The 16,742-nt window shown below is 36.7% G+C and carries 17 protein-coding genes; 7 read left to right on the top strand and 10 right to left on the bottom strand.

Annotated features, from left to right (window positions below; translation table 11 throughout):
* Positions 1–38: 38 nt before the first annotated feature.
* The 3 genes from HMPREF2795_RS07760 to HMPREF2795_RS07750 are packed head-to-tail and all read left to right on the top strand — an operon-like array spanning position 39 to position 1,888.
* Positions 39–680 (top strand): redox-sensing transcriptional repressor Rex, encoded by a 642-nt coding sequence (locus HMPREF2795_RS07760; protein ID WP_000660647.1) that lies wholly within the window; start codon positions 39–41, stop codon positions 678–680.
* A 15-nt stretch (positions 681–695) separates the two neighbouring features.
* On the top strand, positions 696–1,385 hold the full coding sequence (locus tag HMPREF2795_RS07755) for a gamma-glutamyl-gamma-aminobutyrate hydrolase family protein (protein WP_000743329.1): 690 nt from the start codon (positions 696–698) through the stop codon (positions 1,383–1,385).
* Positions 1,386–1,408: 23 nt separating this feature from the next.
* Positions 1,409–1,888, top strand: coding sequence for a hypothetical protein (locus HMPREF2795_RS07750; protein WP_001004203.1), 480 nt, complete (start codon positions 1,409–1,411; stop codon positions 1,886–1,888).
* 2 nt (positions 1,889–1,890) lie between these two features.
* On the opposite strand, the gene radC is transcribed toward HMPREF2795_RS07750, so the two are convergent.
* Both radC and HMPREF2795_RS07740 read right to left on the bottom strand, forming a co-directional pair.
* Positions 1,891–2,571 (bottom strand): RadC family protein, encoded by a 681-nt coding sequence (gene radC / locus HMPREF2795_RS07745; protein WP_000286951.1) that lies wholly within the window; start codon positions 2,569–2,571, stop codon positions 1,891–1,893.
* Between the two features lie 63 nt (positions 2,572–2,634).
* Entirely contained in the window at positions 2,635–3,915 is a 1,281-nt protein-coding gene (locus HMPREF2795_RS07740) for an O-acetylhomoserine aminocarboxypropyltransferase/cysteine synthase family protein (RefSeq protein ID WP_075228582.1), read from the bottom strand.
* A 191-nt stretch (positions 3,916–4,106) separates the two neighbouring features.
* Between HMPREF2795_RS07740 and HMPREF2795_RS07735 the strand changes: the two genes are divergently transcribed.
* Positions 4,107–4,802 (top strand): VIT1/CCC1 transporter family protein, encoded by a 696-nt coding sequence (locus tag HMPREF2795_RS07735; RefSeq protein ID WP_075228581.1) that lies wholly within the window; start codon positions 4,107–4,109, stop codon positions 4,800–4,802.
* 589 nt (positions 4,803–5,391) lie between these two features.
* Here HMPREF2795_RS07735 and HMPREF2795_RS07730 read toward each other — a convergent pair.
* The 8 genes from HMPREF2795_RS07730 to HMPREF2795_RS07695 form a co-directional block, all read right to left on the bottom strand.
* A complete protein-coding gene (locus HMPREF2795_RS07730; RefSeq protein ID WP_075228580.1) occupies positions 5,392–5,892 on the bottom strand; it encodes a hypothetical protein in 501 nt (166 codons plus the stop codon).
* Positions 5,889–6,512, bottom strand: coding sequence for an ATP-binding cassette domain-containing protein (locus HMPREF2795_RS07725; RefSeq protein ID WP_075228579.1), 624 nt, complete (start codon positions 6,510–6,512; stop codon positions 5,889–5,891). The genes HMPREF2795_RS07730 and HMPREF2795_RS07725 overlap by 4 nt, the downstream gene beginning before the upstream one ends.
* Positions 6,509–8,491 carry an ABC transporter permease gene (locus HMPREF2795_RS07720; protein WP_075228578.1) on the bottom strand — a complete coding sequence of 661 codons (1,983 nt, stop codon included), beginning with the start codon at positions 8,489–8,491 and terminating at the stop codon, positions 6,509–6,511. The genes HMPREF2795_RS07725 and HMPREF2795_RS07720 overlap by 4 nt, the downstream gene beginning before the upstream one ends.
* 220 nt (positions 8,492–8,711) lie before the next feature.
* Positions 8,712–10,709, bottom strand: coding sequence for an ABC transporter permease (locus HMPREF2795_RS07715; protein ID WP_075228577.1), 1,998 nt, complete (start codon positions 10,707–10,709; stop codon positions 8,712–8,714).
* 1 nt (position 10,710) lies between these two features.
* A complete protein-coding gene (locus HMPREF2795_RS07710; protein WP_006152604.1) occupies positions 10,711–11,469 on the bottom strand; it encodes an ABC transporter ATP-binding protein in 759 nt (252 codons plus the stop codon).
* Between the two features lie 343 nt (positions 11,470–11,812).
* Positions 11,813–12,085, bottom strand: a complete 273-nt coding sequence (locus HMPREF2795_RS07705) for a PspC domain-containing protein (RefSeq protein ID WP_049548413.1) — start codon at positions 12,083–12,085, stop codon at positions 11,813–11,815.
* Positions 12,086–12,145: 60 nt separating this feature from the next.
* Complete coding sequence (locus HMPREF2795_RS07700; RefSeq protein WP_049548412.1) at positions 12,146–12,595, bottom strand: SprT family protein; 450 nt, start codon at positions 12,593–12,595, stop codon at positions 12,146–12,148.
* The gene (locus HMPREF2795_RS07695) at positions 12,582–14,711 is read right to left on the bottom strand and encodes a Tex family protein (protein WP_075228576.1); all 2,130 of its coding nucleotides are present in this window, start codon (positions 14,709–14,711) and stop codon (positions 12,582–12,584) included. The genes HMPREF2795_RS07700 and HMPREF2795_RS07695 overlap by 14 nt, the downstream gene beginning before the upstream one ends.
* Before the next feature lie 155 nt (positions 14,712–14,866).
* On the opposite strand from HMPREF2795_RS07695, the gene HMPREF2795_RS10950 reads away from it, so the two are divergent.
* The 3 genes from HMPREF2795_RS10950 to HMPREF2795_RS07685 are packed head-to-tail and all read left to right on the top strand — an operon-like array spanning position 14,867 to position 16,716.
* On the top strand, positions 14,867–14,998 hold the full coding sequence (locus tag HMPREF2795_RS10950; RefSeq protein ID WP_000268695.1) for an SPJ_0845 family protein: 132 nt from the start codon (positions 14,867–14,869) through the stop codon (positions 14,996–14,998).
* Positions 14,999–15,904: a permease gene (locus HMPREF2795_RS07690; protein WP_075228575.1), complete on the top strand. Its 906-nt coding sequence runs from the start codon at positions 14,999–15,001 to the stop codon at positions 15,902–15,904.
* Positions 15,901–16,716, top strand: coding sequence for a TIGR03943 family putative permease subunit (locus HMPREF2795_RS07685; protein ID WP_075228574.1), 816 nt, complete (start codon positions 15,901–15,903; stop codon positions 16,714–16,716). Before HMPREF2795_RS07690 ends, HMPREF2795_RS07685 begins: the two co-directional genes overlap by 4 nt.
* Positions 16,717–16,742 lie beyond the last annotated feature (26 nt).

Below are 16,742 nucleotides of genomic sequence, written 5' to 3'. Positions count from 1 at the left end.
TCTTTCTATAAAATAGTATTTAGAAAGGTTGTGATTTTGTGAAAGAAAAACAGTCTGCTATTCCAAAAGCAACAGCAAAGAGACTTTCTCTTTATTATCGTATCTTTAAAAGATTTCATGCAGAAAAAATTGAAAGAGCCAACTCAAAACAAATTGCCGAGGCCATTGGTATTGACTCTGCTACTGTTAGACGAGATTTTTCCTACTTTGGTGAACTTGGTCGCCGTGGATTTGGCTACGATGTCAAAAAACTAATGACGTTTTTTGCTGATCTTCTAAATGATAATTCTATTACAAATGTTATGTTGGTGGGTATTGGTAATATGGGGCACGCTCTCCTTCACTACCGTTTCCACGAACGAAACAAAATGAAAATCATTATGGCTTTTGATTTGGATGATCATCCTGAAGTTGGGACAAAAACTCCTGATGGAATCCCAATTTATGGAATTTCCCAAATCAAGGATAAAATAAAGAATGCAGATGTTAAAACTGCAATCTTAACAGTTCCGAGTGTCAAATCACAAGAAGTAGCTAATCTCCTTGTCGAAGCAGGTATTAAAGGAATTTTAAGCTTTTCACCCGTTCATCTCCAACTACCAAAAGATGTGGTAGCTCAGTATGTAGATTTAACTAGTGAATTGCAAACTCTCCTCTATTTCATGAGAAAAGAGGATTAGAAAGCGAAAGCATTTATGAAAAAACCAGTTATTGGGATTACAGGAAACGAAAAAGCTCATCCTGATGATGAGCTTATGATGAGCTATGCTGCGAAAGGCTTTGTTGAAGGAGTCAAGGAAGCTGGGGGAATTCCCATTATCCTACCAATTGGTGATCAAGAAATGGCTAGTTACTACATTGGCTTGATTGATAAACTCATTTTAACTGGTGGACAAAATGTCGATCCAAAGTTCTATGGTGAGCCTAAAAAGATCGATAGCGATGACTACCACCTTCAGAGAGATATTTTTGAGCTAGCTCTTATAAAAGAAGCCATTAAACAGAAGAAACCCATTTTTTCTGTTTGTCGAGGCACCCAGCTCTTTAATGTGGCTATGGGAGGATCTCTTTATCAAGATATTGAAGACCATTGGCAGGATACTTCAGCCGAGTATACAACTCAACGTTTAGTCACCGAGCCTGATACTATTCTTCGAGATATCTATGGAGAAATCTCCCATATCAACTCTTTCCACCATCAGAGTATTAAGGACCTAGCTCCAAATCTAAAGGTTGTAGCTCATGATCCTAAAGATGGAATTATCGAGGCTGTTACAACAACGGATGGTTTCCCTTTCCTCGGTGTTCAATGGCATCCAGAATTTCTCTTTGAAAATCGCCCCAAAGATAAAACACTTTTCGACTATGTCGTCAATGAACTCTAAAGCTACTAATAGGTTATTAAATCGTGAATGAACTTAAAACACCTTCTACTCATGATATTTTGAGAGATTTAGAAGCTAATATTTTCACTTTTCTTAAGAGCAAGGAAATAGAAGTTTATTTTCAACTTTCTAATCTATACAGACTTTTAACAGCCGAAAGCTATCAAGCATTTTCTAAGGATAAAGAGAATCTTGATAAACTATCTCAAAAAGAAAAACAAAAGCAACTCAAAGAGTGGTCTAAAAAGGCAAAACCATTTTGTAAAAAAACAGATGCTAAATTAAAAGGTAAATTTCGATCATCGGTCGGTTTTTACAGGGATATCCTCATCCATAAAAAAAGGTATTATAAAATAAAAGATTTTAATGCTATTGTTGATTTTATCGTGCAAGAAAAATTGCTAGTCCCTACATTAGCTCCACTTCCTGTCATAGATATGACTCAAGTAGAATCCTATGCTTTACAAGAGATTGATCAGGGTCCCCTAAAATTTAAAAAATAAACCTATATCAAGTCCGTCTTCTCACGGTAACTAAAATAATCGGAATGTGAAACAATGAGATGGTCCAATAAGACCAAACCCATTAATTCGCAGGCTTCTTTAACAAGTTTCGTAACATGGTCATCATTTCTACTAGGCATAACAGCACCAGATGGATGATTATGAACAAGAATCACGGATGTAGCCATATGCTTTAAGGCATAGTGAAGAATTTCTCTTGGTTCCGCAATACTTCTAGTAGCAGATCCAATAAAAATGGTTTGCTGATGAATAATTTGATTTTGTGTATTCAGATAGAGCGCCACTAGGTGCTCTTGTTTTTTATCTCCCAATTCTTGTTGCATCTTTTTAGCCAGTCTTTGACTACTAAGAATGCTCTCTGCCTCAATGGTTTCATGTTTGTGAATACGACTTCCAAGCTCAATCATTGCTTGCAGTTCAATAGCCTTCACTCTACCGATACCTGATAAACTCTGCAGTTCTTGCAAGGTCATTTTTTTTAACTCAGTTAAACTGTTCAATTGAGACAATACTTTCTGTGCAATTTCAAAAACGGTAGATTGACGAGTTCCTGTTCGTAATAAAATGGCTAGTAATTCCTGATTGCTCAAACTCTCTACTCCTTCTGTCACCAAGCGTTCCCTTGGCAAGAGCGAATCTTCTTGAAATGAAATACTGTACATAAAAATCCTCCTCACTTTATTATTCGTGAGAAGGATGATTAATTCAATAAAAACTAGTTATTTTTAGATTTTTTCAAGAGCTAGTCGCAAATCTTCAATCAAATCATCGACATTTTCAAGACCGATTGAGAGACGGATTTGATTTTTAGTTACTCCTGCTGCTTCTAGATCAGAGTCTGACAACTGAGCATGTGTTGTAGTTGCGGGATGAACCACCAATGATTTAGCATCTGCTACATTGGCTAAGTTTGAAAAGATTTCCAAGTTGTCAATCACTTTACGAGCTTCTGCTTCTCCACCTTTAACATGGAAGGTAAAGATTGAACCAACACCTTTTGGTAAATATTTCTCCGCCAAGGCATGGTAAGGGCTATCAGCTAATTTTGGATAATTGACTTTTTCAACTTTTGGATGGTTCACAAGGAAATCAACGATTTTCTCAGCATTTTGAACATGACGTTCAACACGGAGAGATAGTGTCTCAAGACCTTGTAGGAGCAAGAATGAGTTAAATGGTGAAAGGGCAGCTCCCATATCGCGAAGCAATTGCACGCGAGCAGCAACGATAAAGGCTGCAGCACCAACATCACGAGTATAGCTGATATTGTGGTAGCTTGGATCTTCATCGACTAATTGAGGGAATTTCCCTGAAGCAGCCCAGTCAAACTTACCGCTATCAACAATGACACCGCCAATAGTTGTACCGTGTCCACCGATAAATTTAGTCGCCGAGTGAACCGAGATATCTACACCGTGTGAAAAGACATTGATAAGATAAGGCGTTGCAAAGGTATTGTCTGAAACCAAAGGAATCTGATGTTTATGAGCAATTTCAGCTATTTTTTCAATATCAGGAATGTTGATAACTGGATTACCCAAAGTTTCAATCAAAACAAGTTTGGTATTATCTTTAATCGCTGCCTCTACTTCTTCTAGATTATCAATATCAACAAAAGTTGTGGTGATTCCGTAACGAGGAAGGGTTTCTTTCAAAAGGTTAAAGGTCCCACCGTAGATAGTTGAAGCTGCAACCACGTGGTCTCCTGCATGAGCAAGTCCAAGGATAGTATAAGTAAGAGCTGCCATCCCAGAAGCTGTGGCAAGTGCACCTACTCCGCCTTCTAGTGCTGCAATACGCTCTTCAAAAGCTGAAGTTGTTGGATTGGTAATACGAGTATAGATATTTCCAGCTTTTTGAAGGGCAAAAAGGTCTGCACCCTCCTGTGTATCTTCAAATACAAAAGATGTTGTTTGATAAATTGGTACAGCACGAGACTTGGTAGTAGCATCTACCACTTGTCCTGCATGCAATTGAAGAGTTTCAAATTTAAATTCACGAGTCATAATCAGACCTCCAAAGATTTCATTAAATTAATTGTATCATCTATGGCAGTTAGTTACAAATACAACTTTGTTATATATTGGCATAAGCAATAGCTATGGCTATTATTAAAATTGTAGAACTTTTTTCAGAAAGTTTAAAAAGTTTGATTTCACTTCTCCCATACTTTATAATGAATATAAAGGAGAAGAATATGTCAGAAATTACACATGAAATTGATACAAACTTCGCTGGTCGTTTAAATATTCTACGTGCTGGTGTCCTCGGAGCCAATGACGGGATCATTTCCATCGCTGGAGTTGTTATCGGGGTTGCCAGTGCAACAAGTAATATTTGGATAATCTTTCTTTCAGGTTTGGCTGCCATCTTAGCGGGTGCCTTCTCTATGGCTGGAGGTGAATATGTTTCAGTATCCACTCAAAAAGACACTGAAGAAGCTGCTGTAGCTCGTGAGCAATTACTTTTGGATAAGGATATCGAGGCTGCAAAGAAATCTCTCTATGCTGCTTATCTTCAAAATGGTGAGTGTGAAACTTCAGCTCAACTTTTAGTCAATAAAGCTTTTCTTAAAAATCCACTTAAAGCTTTAGTTGAAGAAAAATACGGAATCGAGTATGAAGAGTTTACCAATCCTTGGCATGCTGCAGCATCTAGCTTCATTGCTTTTGTTCTTGGTAGTCTACCACCAATGCTTTCCATTACCATCTTTCCAAATGACTATCGAATCCCTGCTACTGTTTTTATCGTTGCGATTTCTCTATTGATTACAGGTTATACCAGTGCCAAACTTGGGAAAGCCCCAACTAAAACAGCTATGATTCGTAACCTTTGTATCGGTTTTTTAACCATGGGAGTGACCTATCTATTGGGTCAGTTGTTTAGTATTTAAGATAAAAATTGATGCTGAGCAAAAACTAGATTAAAAATAAAACCACACAGTGATTTCAAGCTTGAATAGCATCAAGCCGAAAGAAATACTGTGTGGTTTTTGAATAGTAGCCTTTTAGAGTCTAAACTACTGGCCAATTTTGCTAGATTTATAGTCGTGAAGGTGAATCCTAACTCTGTTTAAATGGCTTATTTGCCTCTAATACTCAATGAAAATCAAATAGCAAACTAGGAAATTAGCCACAGGCTGTACTTGAGTACATCAAGGCGACGCTAAAGCAGTTTGAATTTGATTTTCGAAGAGTATTAATTATAAACCATGGCATGAGAAAGGTATTCTGTAAGAAAAAACTGCACTGGTCCTCTGAAAAATCAAATGATGCAACAACTGCTCAATTATTGATAAACATAAATTGATGATGCGATGGACCTAACTTTGTATGCACATGATACATATAAGTAAACTGAATGTCATTGTTTTCTTCAGGACTATTTGTAAGTTTTATCAACTAAAAAGCGCGAGTATTAAGATAAAATACTAGGATTATAAATTGACTTTTTTTCTATCAAAACAGGCAAATAAATCGCAATCACTTACTTTTTTCTTTAAAAGATTCATATATTTTTTTATATACCACTTTTATATCTTTTTTCTGAGAATTCAACTCTTCATTACCGTAGTCAAAATTTGCTACTACAAATCCCTCGTCAGCATTAGAAAAAGTAAAAAATTCTATTCCAATGAGTTTATTATGCTTAGAGTCCTCAATAGTGTCTCCTAAATTATTATTAAATTGCTTCACTTCTTCTTCACGAACTCCGAACCCAGAAGCAGCACCATTTGCAATGATGTTTGAAAATACTTCTTCTGAAGACGCTACTTCTTTCACAGTTATGAAGTATGTGGCCTCTTCTGTTTCTACTTGTCTCACTTTATTCCATTTTTCTGTATCACTAGAAGAAACCGTAAAAACTGTTAACTCCAACGTTGGTTTATTGGTATTCTCTTTTGAGATCATTTGTTTTCTAAAAAAGAAGAAGGCAAGTAACCCAGCTACAAAGATCAAAGCAATATAAATTATCTTTTTCATACATTATCCCCTATATCTTTCATATCAATGATCACATCAACTTTATTATAGACAGCTGGATCATGCGTCGCTATAATAACATATTTGTCTTCATCTCTTTCATTTAATAATAAACGAATAATTTCTTTTCCAATCTCACCATCTAAAGCTCCTGTGGGTTCATCTGCTAAGATAATTTTACGTGGTTTCATTAACATTCTAGCAATAGCTACACGTTGAGCCTGCCCTCCAGACAATTCATATATTTTTTGATGTAAATAGTCACTTGACAGTCCTACTTTTTCAAGTACATCAGTTATTGTTTTTTTGTCTTTAGTGATAAGTTTCAAATTATCATATACTGTTTTGTTTTCGATTAAAGAATAATTTTGAAATACATATCCAACAGTATTTTTAAAAAAAGTTCTTTCTTTTATCTTCCAAATATCCTGTTTATCAACTAAAACATTCCCACTATCAATTTTTTCTAATCTTCCTATAATATTAAGAAGGGTGCTTTTACCAGATCCGGAACCTCCAATCAATGCATAACTTTTTCCAGATTCAAATCTTAAATTTAAGTCTGTAAAGATCTTCTTTGAGCCGAAACTTTTTGAAACGTTCAAAAGGTCAATTGTCATGTTTCATCTCCTTTTAAAATTTTAGTATAGCTTTCAGATAATTTTCTAAAACTCATGATTATTGACAACATCAAAACCAGCAGAGAAGCAAGACCAATATATAGCAACTCTATTTGACCTGTCATAAGAAATGTAAATAGGATAACCATTGTAATAGTCATCATAAAATACTTGAGACTTGAAATTGCTATATATGTTTTTGACAGACCCAAAATGATTTTCTTCACATATTCATTCTGTTTTAGGGCAATATAAAGTTGGACATATTGATAAATGAGTATAAAGACAATACTGTAAATTATCTTCTGCAAGATTTGTGACAGTAGAATTTGGTGCTCTAAGGACTGGATCTTTAATTTCACAATTTGGTAAACATCTACTGGATTCATTGAAACATTCAACTGGCTAGCCATCTCATTTATTTTCTTTACCGCTTCAGGACTAAAAAGAGACTTATGTGTTATATTACTAGCTAAAGAAAACTGGTTGTTTTCAATCATTTTGTCCGTATCTAACACAACAACAATATTATCTTTACTATCTGCTACACTTGCGATCGGTAAAAACTCTTTCATTTTATGATTATCATCAGCATCCTCATTGAAATAAAAAATTTTTTCCCCATCAGGAATTATTTGTACTGCAAGCTCTTCTTTTGTATAGTTTGTTCCAATAAATTGTTCTGCTACAACTGTATTTTCAATAGATTTCTGGTTTTCTTTCCATTTCTCAGGAATATAGATGGTTGCTATCTTATTATCTAAAAGATGATAGTTTGTTCCATTCACTTTATTTTGTAGGTTAGCACCTGTTTGATTGATATAAATCAACTCTTTATTTATTTCTGGATTCGTTATTCCGTCATTTTCTAATTGTTTAGAAAAGTCTTCCATAACATGTGAAGTTTTCATGAAATCTGGAACATATGCCGAAGATCGGTCAATATATAAGAAATCTAAGTTTTTTAAGGCAGCAGCTATCTGTAGATACTTACCATCCGAATCATTAACTTCTCCAGTTTTGGCAGAGTTATTTTCAATTCCAAGGAACTCAATCCTTCTCCAGTCTTTTACTGTGTCCCATGGTACTAAATTCTGTATCTGGATGTTAATACTGGATTGACTACTCTTTGTTTCTTGTAAAAAAATTCCTGAGATAAGGATGATAATCGAAATAATAGCAAGCCATACGATAAAAATAAGCTTGTTTTTCGCCTTGTTTTTGATAATTTCAATGGGCTTTTCAACCTGAATCGTCAACCAAAATAAAACAAAGGTGATGAGATCAATGATTTGAAATAGTATAAAATTCGTTAAAAGAAGAGAGAAAAATAACTTAGAACTATAGGTGAAGAAACCATTTCCCAAAAAAGAACTGTAAGAAATCATCAATAAAGCCATCATAATCAGTTCAAAAATAAGAGAAATGCCATACTCTCTTCTTAGATCGTATACAGGCAAGCCCAAAGAACGTCGTATCACTCCTTCTTTAATCTGCTTCGTTCTAACAACAAATAACACAACTAATAAAGTTAAGTAAATGGAGCTCATTAACAGTATTCTTAAAGTTCCAGTGAATTGTAAGATTCCTCCTATATACCAAGGATAAGCCGTATATACTGTTTGTAGTCCAGTCATCGTAAGTGGTTTCAAACTGTCTATATTTATTTTTCCAAGGGTGTAATACATCCCTATTATTGGTGCTGACTTTAATTGTTCATTATTTACATCATCGAAATTTACATACTTCAACTGACCAGAACTCTGAACGACCGGCTTGTAAATGGTAACATTTTCCGTTTTTGATAGGTCACGAATCATTTCGTAAATTTCGTTATTGGAAAGATTGCTTTTTCCTTGAATAGAAAAGGCACCATCAATTGGTAAAGGTATGGGCGTTTCGGTATCGCTAATAGTGACCAGACCAATTGCAGCAATCAAACAAAAGAAGAATCCAATAGTACATAATTTTAATTTCATAAGCATTTACCATATTACAAAAGACCCTAACTTATAATCGGCTCTCTTGTTTTCATAAATTATTTTTAAAATCTATAATAATCTCAATATGCATTTAAGCGAAAATTGTTTCAAGATTTTTTCTTGAAATGTCTATCTATAATCTTTTTTATCGTGAACTTTAACGTTCCCCAAATATTCGTTTGGGTTAATACTATGATTCCTTGACAAACATTTTTTATTATATTTGAACAATCTTGCGATAACTTCTTGAAGTAATCATAAATATTAGGACATAGACTAAAGCAAAGATACCACAAATGGAAAGTGTTACGCTTAACATCATAGCTGTATCCACACCACCAATAACCTTGATAATCAAACTCAACATGTGATAGGCAAAGGCTAGATGTAGGAAGGCGAAGATTACAGGGAGGAAGAAGACAGTCAAGACTTGCTTGTTAATGGTTTGCTTGATTTGTTTTTGGTCCAAGCCCACCTTTTGCAAAATCACAAAGCGTTCACGGTCTTCATAACCTTCTGAGATTTGTTTATAGTAAATAACCAGTACAGTACCTATCATAAAGATGATAGAGAGGAAAATACCAATAAAGAGGACACCTCCATAGAGAACATTCATTTGGACAATTGCATCACTTGAACCATTACCCCCGTAAACCATAGCATCTTCACTTTTGAGATTATGGTTAAAATTATTTACATACGCATCAAAATCATCAGATAGCTTTAATTGTTCCTCTAGACTTGCGGTGACATCCATACCACCGTAGAACTGAGTGTAGACAGCAGAATCTTGGTACTGATCCAAAAAGCTTTGAAGATCTGGTACAACTAGGTAGTTAAAATCTGAAACTAAAAGGATATAGAGATTTGAAACATGATTGATGATAAAATCTTGCTGGATTTCTTCCTTGATACGATACTCTTGATTGTTAAGACTAAATGCTTTCTGACCTTTTAGTTGGTCATTTTTAGCCCACAGTCCGACTTCATTATCCGTTAAATCAAGCTTTTGTCCAGTCATTTTTGCATAGTCTTTTTGATCAAATACTAGAAAAACTGTCTTAGGTAATTCCGTGATTTGTTCTTTAGTCATAATGGTTAATTTAGTTCCATCTTGACTAGAAAGGCCAAAGCTAGCATAGCTAAGAACGTCTTTATTGCTAATCGTCAAGTTCTTTTCACTGGCATATTGAGTCAATAGTTGGTCTAAATTCTCAACTTCAATATTATTTCCCTTAGCCTTAACATCGAAATCATGAGGATACATGATATTTTTTATATTTTCAGAACCGTTGTAGATACTGGTTGCTGCAGACATGGTGATTAAAACCATGGTTGAAAGGATGGTAATGGTTGCTAAACCGACAGCGTTTTTCTTCATACGAAAGATAAGGTTAGAAACAGAGATGAGGTTATTGGGTTGGTAGTAATATCTTTTGTTTTTCTTGAGTAGCTGTAAGAAAACTGTAATACCCGCATTGAATAAGAGGTAGGTCGCAACAATTACCAACAGGACGGCTATAAAGAAAGTAACAGTCGCTGAAACTGGATCTTTTACGCTTTGTGCTAGATAGTAGCCACTACCTAGTGCAATTAGCCCTAGTAAAGTTTGAAGGACTAAGAAACGTCCCTTCTTCTCCCCTTCTACTTTTTCACGAGATAGTTGCAGAGCATCCATACGGATGATACGTAGGGTATTTAGAAACACAAGGACTAAAAAGATAAGACCAAATACTAGAAGAATTGAAAGGACTACGGACCATTGAAAGGTTGCGACTAGCTCTACCTTCATCTTTGCAAGTTTAAGCAATATAGCAAAGATGAGATTGTCAAAGAGGGCACCAATGCCAATCCCAGAAGTCACTGTTACTAAACCAAATATCAGGAGCTCCTTGAAGGTCATACCAATTAAATGGCACTTTTCTAGTCCCAACATACCATAGACACCCAGTTCTTTTGAGCGATTTTTCATAACAAAACTATTGGCATAAAGGACTATAATGGCTGACGCAAGGGTGACGACAAACATACCAAATCCTAGAGTAGTTTGAATGGTGGATCCTCCACGGATTTCCGCAATCTTGGGATTGAAGGTCAGAGAGTAAAAGAGATAGCTGATAGTAACTGCCAAAATGACTGCCAAAGCAAAGGGATAATAGAGTTTGCGGTTTTTGATTAAGTTGGATATGGCCAACTTATTGGTTAATCGAAACATACTAGTTCACCTCACTTGCCATAACAGTCAAGGTGTCAGAGATTTCTTGGAACATCTGACGATCCGTCTTTTCACCTCGATAAATTTGATTATAGAGAATACCGTCCTTGATGAAAAGAACACGTTTTGCACGGCTGGCCGCAGCTGTTGAGTGGGTCACCATGAGAATGGTTTGCCCTTGTTCATTGATCTGATCAAAGATATCAAGGAGAGCTGCAGACGATTTAGAGTCTAGGGCACCTGTTGGCTCGTCCGCAAGAAGAATTTCTGGTTCTGTGATGATAGCCCGTGCAACTGCTACCCTTTGTTTTTGCCCTCCAGAGATTTCATAAGGGTACTTCTCCTGCAATTGATTGATGCCAAGATTTTCGGCCGTCACGACCAATTTTTTCATCATTTCTGTTATAGGCTTTCTAGACAATACCAAAGGGAGTAAGATATTGTCTTTAACAGAAAGCGTATCTAACAAATTGAAGTCTTGGAAGACAAAGCCTAACTTTTCACGACGGAAGCTTGATGCTTCAGAATTTTTAATGGTAGCTGTGTCAGTTCCGTTTAGGAAGACCTGCCCACGCGTTGGCTTGTCAAGCATAGCAAGAATATTGAGTAGAGTAGATTTACCAGATCCAGACTCACCCATAATAGCAACGTAATCGCCTTTTTCAACGGTAAAGTGAATATCTTTCAGGGCTTCTACTTGGTTGCCTTGAAAGCGAGTTTTATAAATCTTTTGAACGTGTTTTACATCTAATAGTGTCATTTTAACTTCTCCTTTTTAATATCCCATTAATTGAAACTGAGCTTGCATCATTTCGATGCCGATTTGAACTCGCTCGATATCCTTTGGACTCGGCTTACTTGTTTGTTTCTTTTGTAAAATTGTTTTCATAGTATTGCTACTTTATCTTTCTGATATAAGTGTACTCTAAAAAAAGAGTTGGTTCCATAACATAACCTTACAAAAGAGGTCTGTAATCTTACATTTTTGTAAGATTGGATTATTTTTTTGATATGAACTACTATTAGTTTACCACAAATTTTTAAGCAAAAGAAAAACCCTTGATACTACAAGGGTTTAATACTTCAAATGAATGGTAATATGGTTACCAAAACCAACCTTCATTATCATCGATTGGTTCAGCCTCTTTAATCTTACGTGGTCCTGTTCCGTACATTTCTGCTTCGATATCTTCCTTTGTTGGCAAGATAGAGGCTAAGATGATGTAGATGATGATTCCAAGTCCAAAGTTTGCGATTGTAAAGATAGCAAAAATGAAGCGCACAAGGGTGACATCAAGATCCCATTTATCAGATAGTCCAGCAAGTACTCCTGATATCATACGATTTCGTCTCATTTTATAAAATTTTCTATTCATGATTTGTACCTCTTTCGGTATTCTTGTAATAAGTATAACATGAAATAAAAACTGCTTGCATCAGTCCTTAGGCGGATTTTGTAGGATAAGTTTGCCACGACAAAGACCACAACGATAACGTTTAGTATCAATTCGTCGCTTTCGTTGATAGGTTTGGTGACAAGTCTGACAAGTATAGACTAGAGCTGGTGTTTGATTAACACTTGATAAGGGAGGAACAAAGCGGAGCCCGTCCACTTCTTTTAACAGTTTCTTAAAGGCTACATCTTTATGTTTATACCCCTTGCCCTCATAGTATAGATGATAATGACAGAGTTCGTGACGGACAATTTTCCGAAAAACCTCTAAACCAAGTTCTTGATAGACTTTTGGATTAAAATCCAAATGCCCATCCTTTGGAAAGAATCGCCCACCTGTCGACCGTAGGCGAGTATTCCATTGAGCTTGGTGTTTGAAAGGTTTCCCAAAGTCTTCTAAAGAAACTTGTTTAACGTAATTAGTTAGATTCATCTGGTGCAAGGAGCGACAGATTTACTTTTTCTCGTTGGACATCAATCTTCTTCACCCAAACGGTTACCAAATCACCAACTGAAACGACTTGACTCGGATGCTTGATGAATCTCTTGCTCATGTGAGAGATATGAATCAGGCCATCCTCGTGAATACCAATGTCAACAAAGGCACCGAAGTCAACGACGTTACGAACAACGCCCTCAAGCTTCTGGCCAACTTTTAAGTCCATGATATCCAAAACATCCTGACGTAGGACTGGAGCATCAAAAGAATCACGGAAATCACGTCCTGGTTTGAGAAGGTCAGCGATAATGTCTTTAAGTGTTTCTTGACCGAGTTCTAGCTCTTGAGCCATTTCCTTGATTGAAACGGATTTTAGCTTGGCTTGCGCTTCTTCATTTAGGTCTTTAATATCTAAGCGTTTGAAGAGTTCCTTGACCGCTGCATAGTTTTCTGGGTGAACACCAGTATTGTCAAGGATGTTGCTGCTTTCAGGAATACGAAGGAAACCTGCAGCCTGCTCAAAAGCTTTTGCCCCTAGGCGAGGAACTTTCTTGATTTGGGCGCGTGAAGTGATTTTTCCTTCTTCTTCACGGTACTTAACGATATTTTCAGAGATGGTTTTGTTTAGTCCTGCAACATGTGAAAGCAAGGCTGGACTAGCTGTATTGATATTGACACCGACTTGGTTAACAACTGTATCCACCACGAAATCAAGACTTTCAGACAGTTTCTTCTGACTAACGTCATGCTGATATTGACCGACACCGATGGATTTAGGATCGATTTTAACCAATTCAGCAAGAGGATCTTGCAAACGGCGAGCAATTGAGATAGCAGAACGTTTTTCAACGGTTAGTTCTGGAAACTCCTGGCGGGCAAGTTCACTAGCTGAGTAGACAGACGCACCACTCTCATTGACAATGACATAGCTGACTTCTGGAAAATCCTTCAGTACTTCAGCAACAAAAGCTTCACTTTCACGACTGGCAGTACCATTCCCGATAGCGATGATTTCAACACCGTATTGGCCAATCAAATCTGCCAAATCACGCTTAGCTTCTTCAATCTGACGAGCTGAAGCTGGTTTGACTGGATAAATGACTTGTGTTGTCAGCATCTTACCAGTCGCATCAACGACCGCAAGCTTGGCACCTGTACGAAAGGCAGGGTCAAATCCAAGAACCACGCGCCCTTTTAGCGGTGCTACCAGAAGAAGATTACGGAGGTTTTCTGAGAAGAGTTGAATAGCTCCTTCTTCTGCCTTTTCTGTCAATTCAGTACGAATACGGCGCTCGATAGCTGGTAAGACTTTTTTCTTAACAGACTGCTGAACAACTTCGTCAATATAAGCATTCTTAACCTTAAAACGAGCAGCAAAGAAGGCTTGAATACGATCAGTCGCATGCTCAAAACCAATTTTCAAGACGCCTAACTTCTCACCACGATTAAGGGCAAGAGTACGATATCCCTGCATGTTAGCAACCGTCTCTGAGAAATCATAATAAATCTGAAAGACTTGCTTTTCATCCAAACTTTCGTCCTTGACTTGTGAAGTAATCTTAGAATGTCTAAGGACCTCTTGATAAGTCATCGAACGCAAATTGACATCCTCAGAGAGAGCTTCAACCAAAATATCAACTGCACCTGCTAAAGCATCTTGTGGAGTCTCGAATCCTTCACAGACAAATGCTTCTGCTTCTTTTTCTAGGTCAGAAACATTTTGTAAGATTAAGCGAGCAAGAGGGAAAAGCCCTGCCTCACGCGCAATTGTCGCCTTGGTGCGGCGTTTTTCTTTATAAGGAAGATAAAGTTCTTCAACATCTGCTAGTTTTTCAGCAGCTAAGATGGCTTCTTCCAATTCCTTGGTCAGCTTGCCTTGCTCTTTGATTTTTGCTAAAACTGCTTCTTTTCGATCATTTAGAGCAGTTAGACTTTTATCAAGGTCGATAATAGCTTTAATAGCCACCTCATCCAAACTACCAGTCATGTCTTTCCGATAACGAGCGATAAAGGGAATGGTTGCTCCTTCTGCTGTCAAAGACAAGACCGTATCAATTTGCTTTAAGCTTACACCCAAATCTTGGGAAATTTTTTCATATTTTTTATCCATGAAACTATTATACCATAAGGAAGAAAGCTTGTTTTCATTAATTTGTTGCTTTATTTCAACTTTATAAAGATAAAAAGGAAGTTGATTATAAAATATAACTATTTCCCAGAAATAATAGTATAATAGAGGTAACACAAAGAATCGAGGTATGCCTTATGGCTGTTAAATTTACAAAAACTGATGACTTAGATAAAATGTTCGAAGAGTTTGCCAAACTTCCTGATTTGAAACAAGTAACATTTCCAGACGACAAAGAGAAGAAAGATAAGGCAGAAAAGAAAAAATAGATGACACTCTTTCAAAGTCTACCTTCTAGTGTGTTACAAGCTGGCGCTATTTTTCTATCAATCATCATTGAAGCCCTACCCTTCGTCTTAATTGGTAGCATCATCTCTGGTGCTATTGAAGTCTACGTCACTCCTGAGAAGGTTTATACATTTCTCCCTAAAAATCGTTTGGGGAGAATCTTTTTTGGTACCTTCATTGGTTTTCTCTTTCCCTCTTGTGAGTGTGGGATTGTCCCTATCATCAATCGTTTCTTGGAGAAGAAGGTTCCAAGCTATACAGCTGTTCCCTTTCTAGTAACAGCTCCAATCATTAATCCCATCGTACTCTTTTCGACCTATTCAGCTTTTGGCAATTCCATTCAAATGGTTCTTCTAAGAGCTTTAGGGGCAATACTCATTGCTACGATATTGGGTATTTTCCTCGGATTTTTCTGGGAAGAATCGATTCAAAAAGAAAATAGATTGGCTTGTCATGAGCATGATTTTTCTCACTTGAGTAAAGGTCAAAAAATTCTTCAGGTCTTTATCCAAGCTATCGATGAATTCTTTGATATGGGACGTTATTTGGTTTTCGGTTGTCTGTTTGCTAGCATAGTTCAGGTTTATGTACCAACTAGGATCCTGACTTCTATCAGCGCAACACCACTACTTGCGATTGTTCTTCTGATGGTCTTATCTTTCCTACTATCCCTCTGTAGTGAAGCGGATGCCTTTATTGGATCTTCTCTTCTCTCAAGTTTTGGCTTTGCTCCAGTGCTTGCCTTTCTGGTTATAGGTCCCATGCTTGATGTCAAGAACTTACTCATGATGAAGAACTATCTCAAAACTCGCTTTATTTGGCATTTCATGACAATTGTAACTCTTGTTGTTCTTGTCTATTCTTATCTAGTCGGGGTGATGCTATGATACGATTTCTTATTCTGATGAGTTATTTTTTCTTAACCCTTTATCTAAAGCTATCAGGTAAACTCAATCAGTATCTAAACCTCCACTACTCTTATCTGGCTTATATCACCATGGTTTTGTCATTGTTACTAGCCATCGTTCAAGCCTATATTTGCTTCAAGCGTTTGAAAGAACATAGCCACTTACATAGTATTTCAGCCAAGCTTGCTAGTTTTGTCCTCTTAAGTTTGCCTTTGTTAGTTGGATTCACTTTTTCAACAGTTACTCTGGATTCACAAACAGTATCGGCAAAAGGATATTATTTCCCTTTGTCTGAAGGAACTGACAAGGCAATCCAAGCAAGTGAAGGAACGAGCAGTCAGTATCTCAAACCGGATACCAGTCGCTTTTATTCACAAACAGCTCATGAAAATATTATTCGGAAGAGTGCTGATAAGTACTTAGCTCAATCAAGTATTGTTATCAAGGATGAAAATTACTTAGAAATCATGGAAGCTATCTATGATTATCCAAATGAATTTGAAGGTAAAGAGATCGAGTTTATTGGGTTTGTCTACAACGATCCCAGTCACAGCGATAGTCAATTTGTCTTTCGCTTTGGTATCATGCACTGTATCGCTGATTCAGGAGTTTTTGGCCTATTGACCACTGGAAATACCAATCATTATGACAATAACACATGGGTGAGAGTCAAAGGAAAGATTAGCAATCGCTACCACAAGGAACTTAACCAAGTCCTTCCAACAATCGAAGTCCAGTCTTTCATAAAAGTGGACAAACCAGAGAATCCTTATGTTTACAAAGAATTTTAAAAAAGTAGCCTGAGTGGGCTACTTTT

The sequence above is a fragment of the Streptococcus sp. HMSC056C01 genome, assembly GCF_001811305.1.
Taxonomy (GTDB): Bacteria; Bacillota; Bacilli; order Lactobacillales; family Streptococcaceae; genus Streptococcus.
Note: the sequence above shows the minus strand (reverse complement) of the source record. Positions and strands in the feature narration are given on the sequence as shown.

Bases quoted from the DNA above. Each gene is read 5' to 3' on its own strand.
- HMPREF2795_RS10950 (WP_000268695.1), top strand. From the start codon at position 14,867: ATGGCTGTTAAATTTACAAAAACTGATGACTTAGATAAAATGTTCGAA.
- HMPREF2795_RS07695 (WP_075228576.1), bottom strand. From the start codon at position 14,711: ATGGATAAAAAATATGAAAAAATTTCCCAAGATTTGGGTGTAAGCTTA.
- HMPREF2795_RS07685 (WP_075228574.1), top strand. From the start codon at position 15,901: ATGATACGATTTCTTATTCTGATGAGTTATTTTTTCTTAACCCTTTAT.
- HMPREF2795_RS07710 (WP_006152604.1), bottom strand. From the start codon at position 11,469: ATGACACTATTAGATGTAAAACACGTTCAAAAGATTTATAAAACTCGC.
- HMPREF2795_RS07735 (WP_075228581.1), top strand. From the start codon at position 4,107: ATGTCAGAAATTACACATGAAATTGATACAAACTTCGCTGGTCGTTTA.
- HMPREF2795_RS07720 (WP_075228578.1), bottom strand. From the start codon at position 8,491: ATGAAATTAAAATTATGTACTATTGGATTCTTCTTTTGTTTGATTGCT.
- radC (WP_000286951.1), bottom strand. From the start codon at position 2,571: ATGTACAGTATTTCATTTCAAGAAGATTCGCTCTTGCCAAGGGAACGC.
- HMPREF2795_RS07730 (WP_075228580.1), bottom strand. From the start codon at position 5,892: ATGAAAAAGATAATTTATATTGCTTTGATCTTTGTAGCTGGGTTACTT.
- HMPREF2795_RS07755 (WP_000743329.1), top strand. From the start codon at position 696: ATGAAAAAACCAGTTATTGGGATTACAGGAAACGAAAAAGCTCATCCT.
- HMPREF2795_RS07705 (WP_049548413.1), bottom strand. From the start codon at position 12,085: ATGAATAGAAAATTTTATAAAATGAGACGAAATCGTATGATATCAGGA.
- HMPREF2795_RS07715 (WP_075228577.1), bottom strand. From the start codon at position 10,709: ATGTTTCGATTAACCAATAAGTTGGCCATATCCAACTTAATCAAAAAC.
- HMPREF2795_RS07690 (WP_075228575.1), top strand. From the start codon at position 14,999: ATGACACTCTTTCAAAGTCTACCTTCTAGTGTGTTACAAGCTGGCGCT.
- HMPREF2795_RS07700 (WP_049548412.1), bottom strand. From the start codon at position 12,595: ATGAATCTAACTAATTACGTTAAACAAGTTTCTTTAGAAGACTTTGGG.
- HMPREF2795_RS07725 (WP_075228579.1), bottom strand. From the start codon at position 6,512: ATGACAATTGACCTTTTGAACGTTTCAAAAAGTTTCGGCTCAAAGAAG.
- HMPREF2795_RS07740 (WP_075228582.1), bottom strand. From the start codon at position 3,915: ATGACTCGTGAATTTAAATTTGAAACTCTTCAATTGCATGCAGGACAA.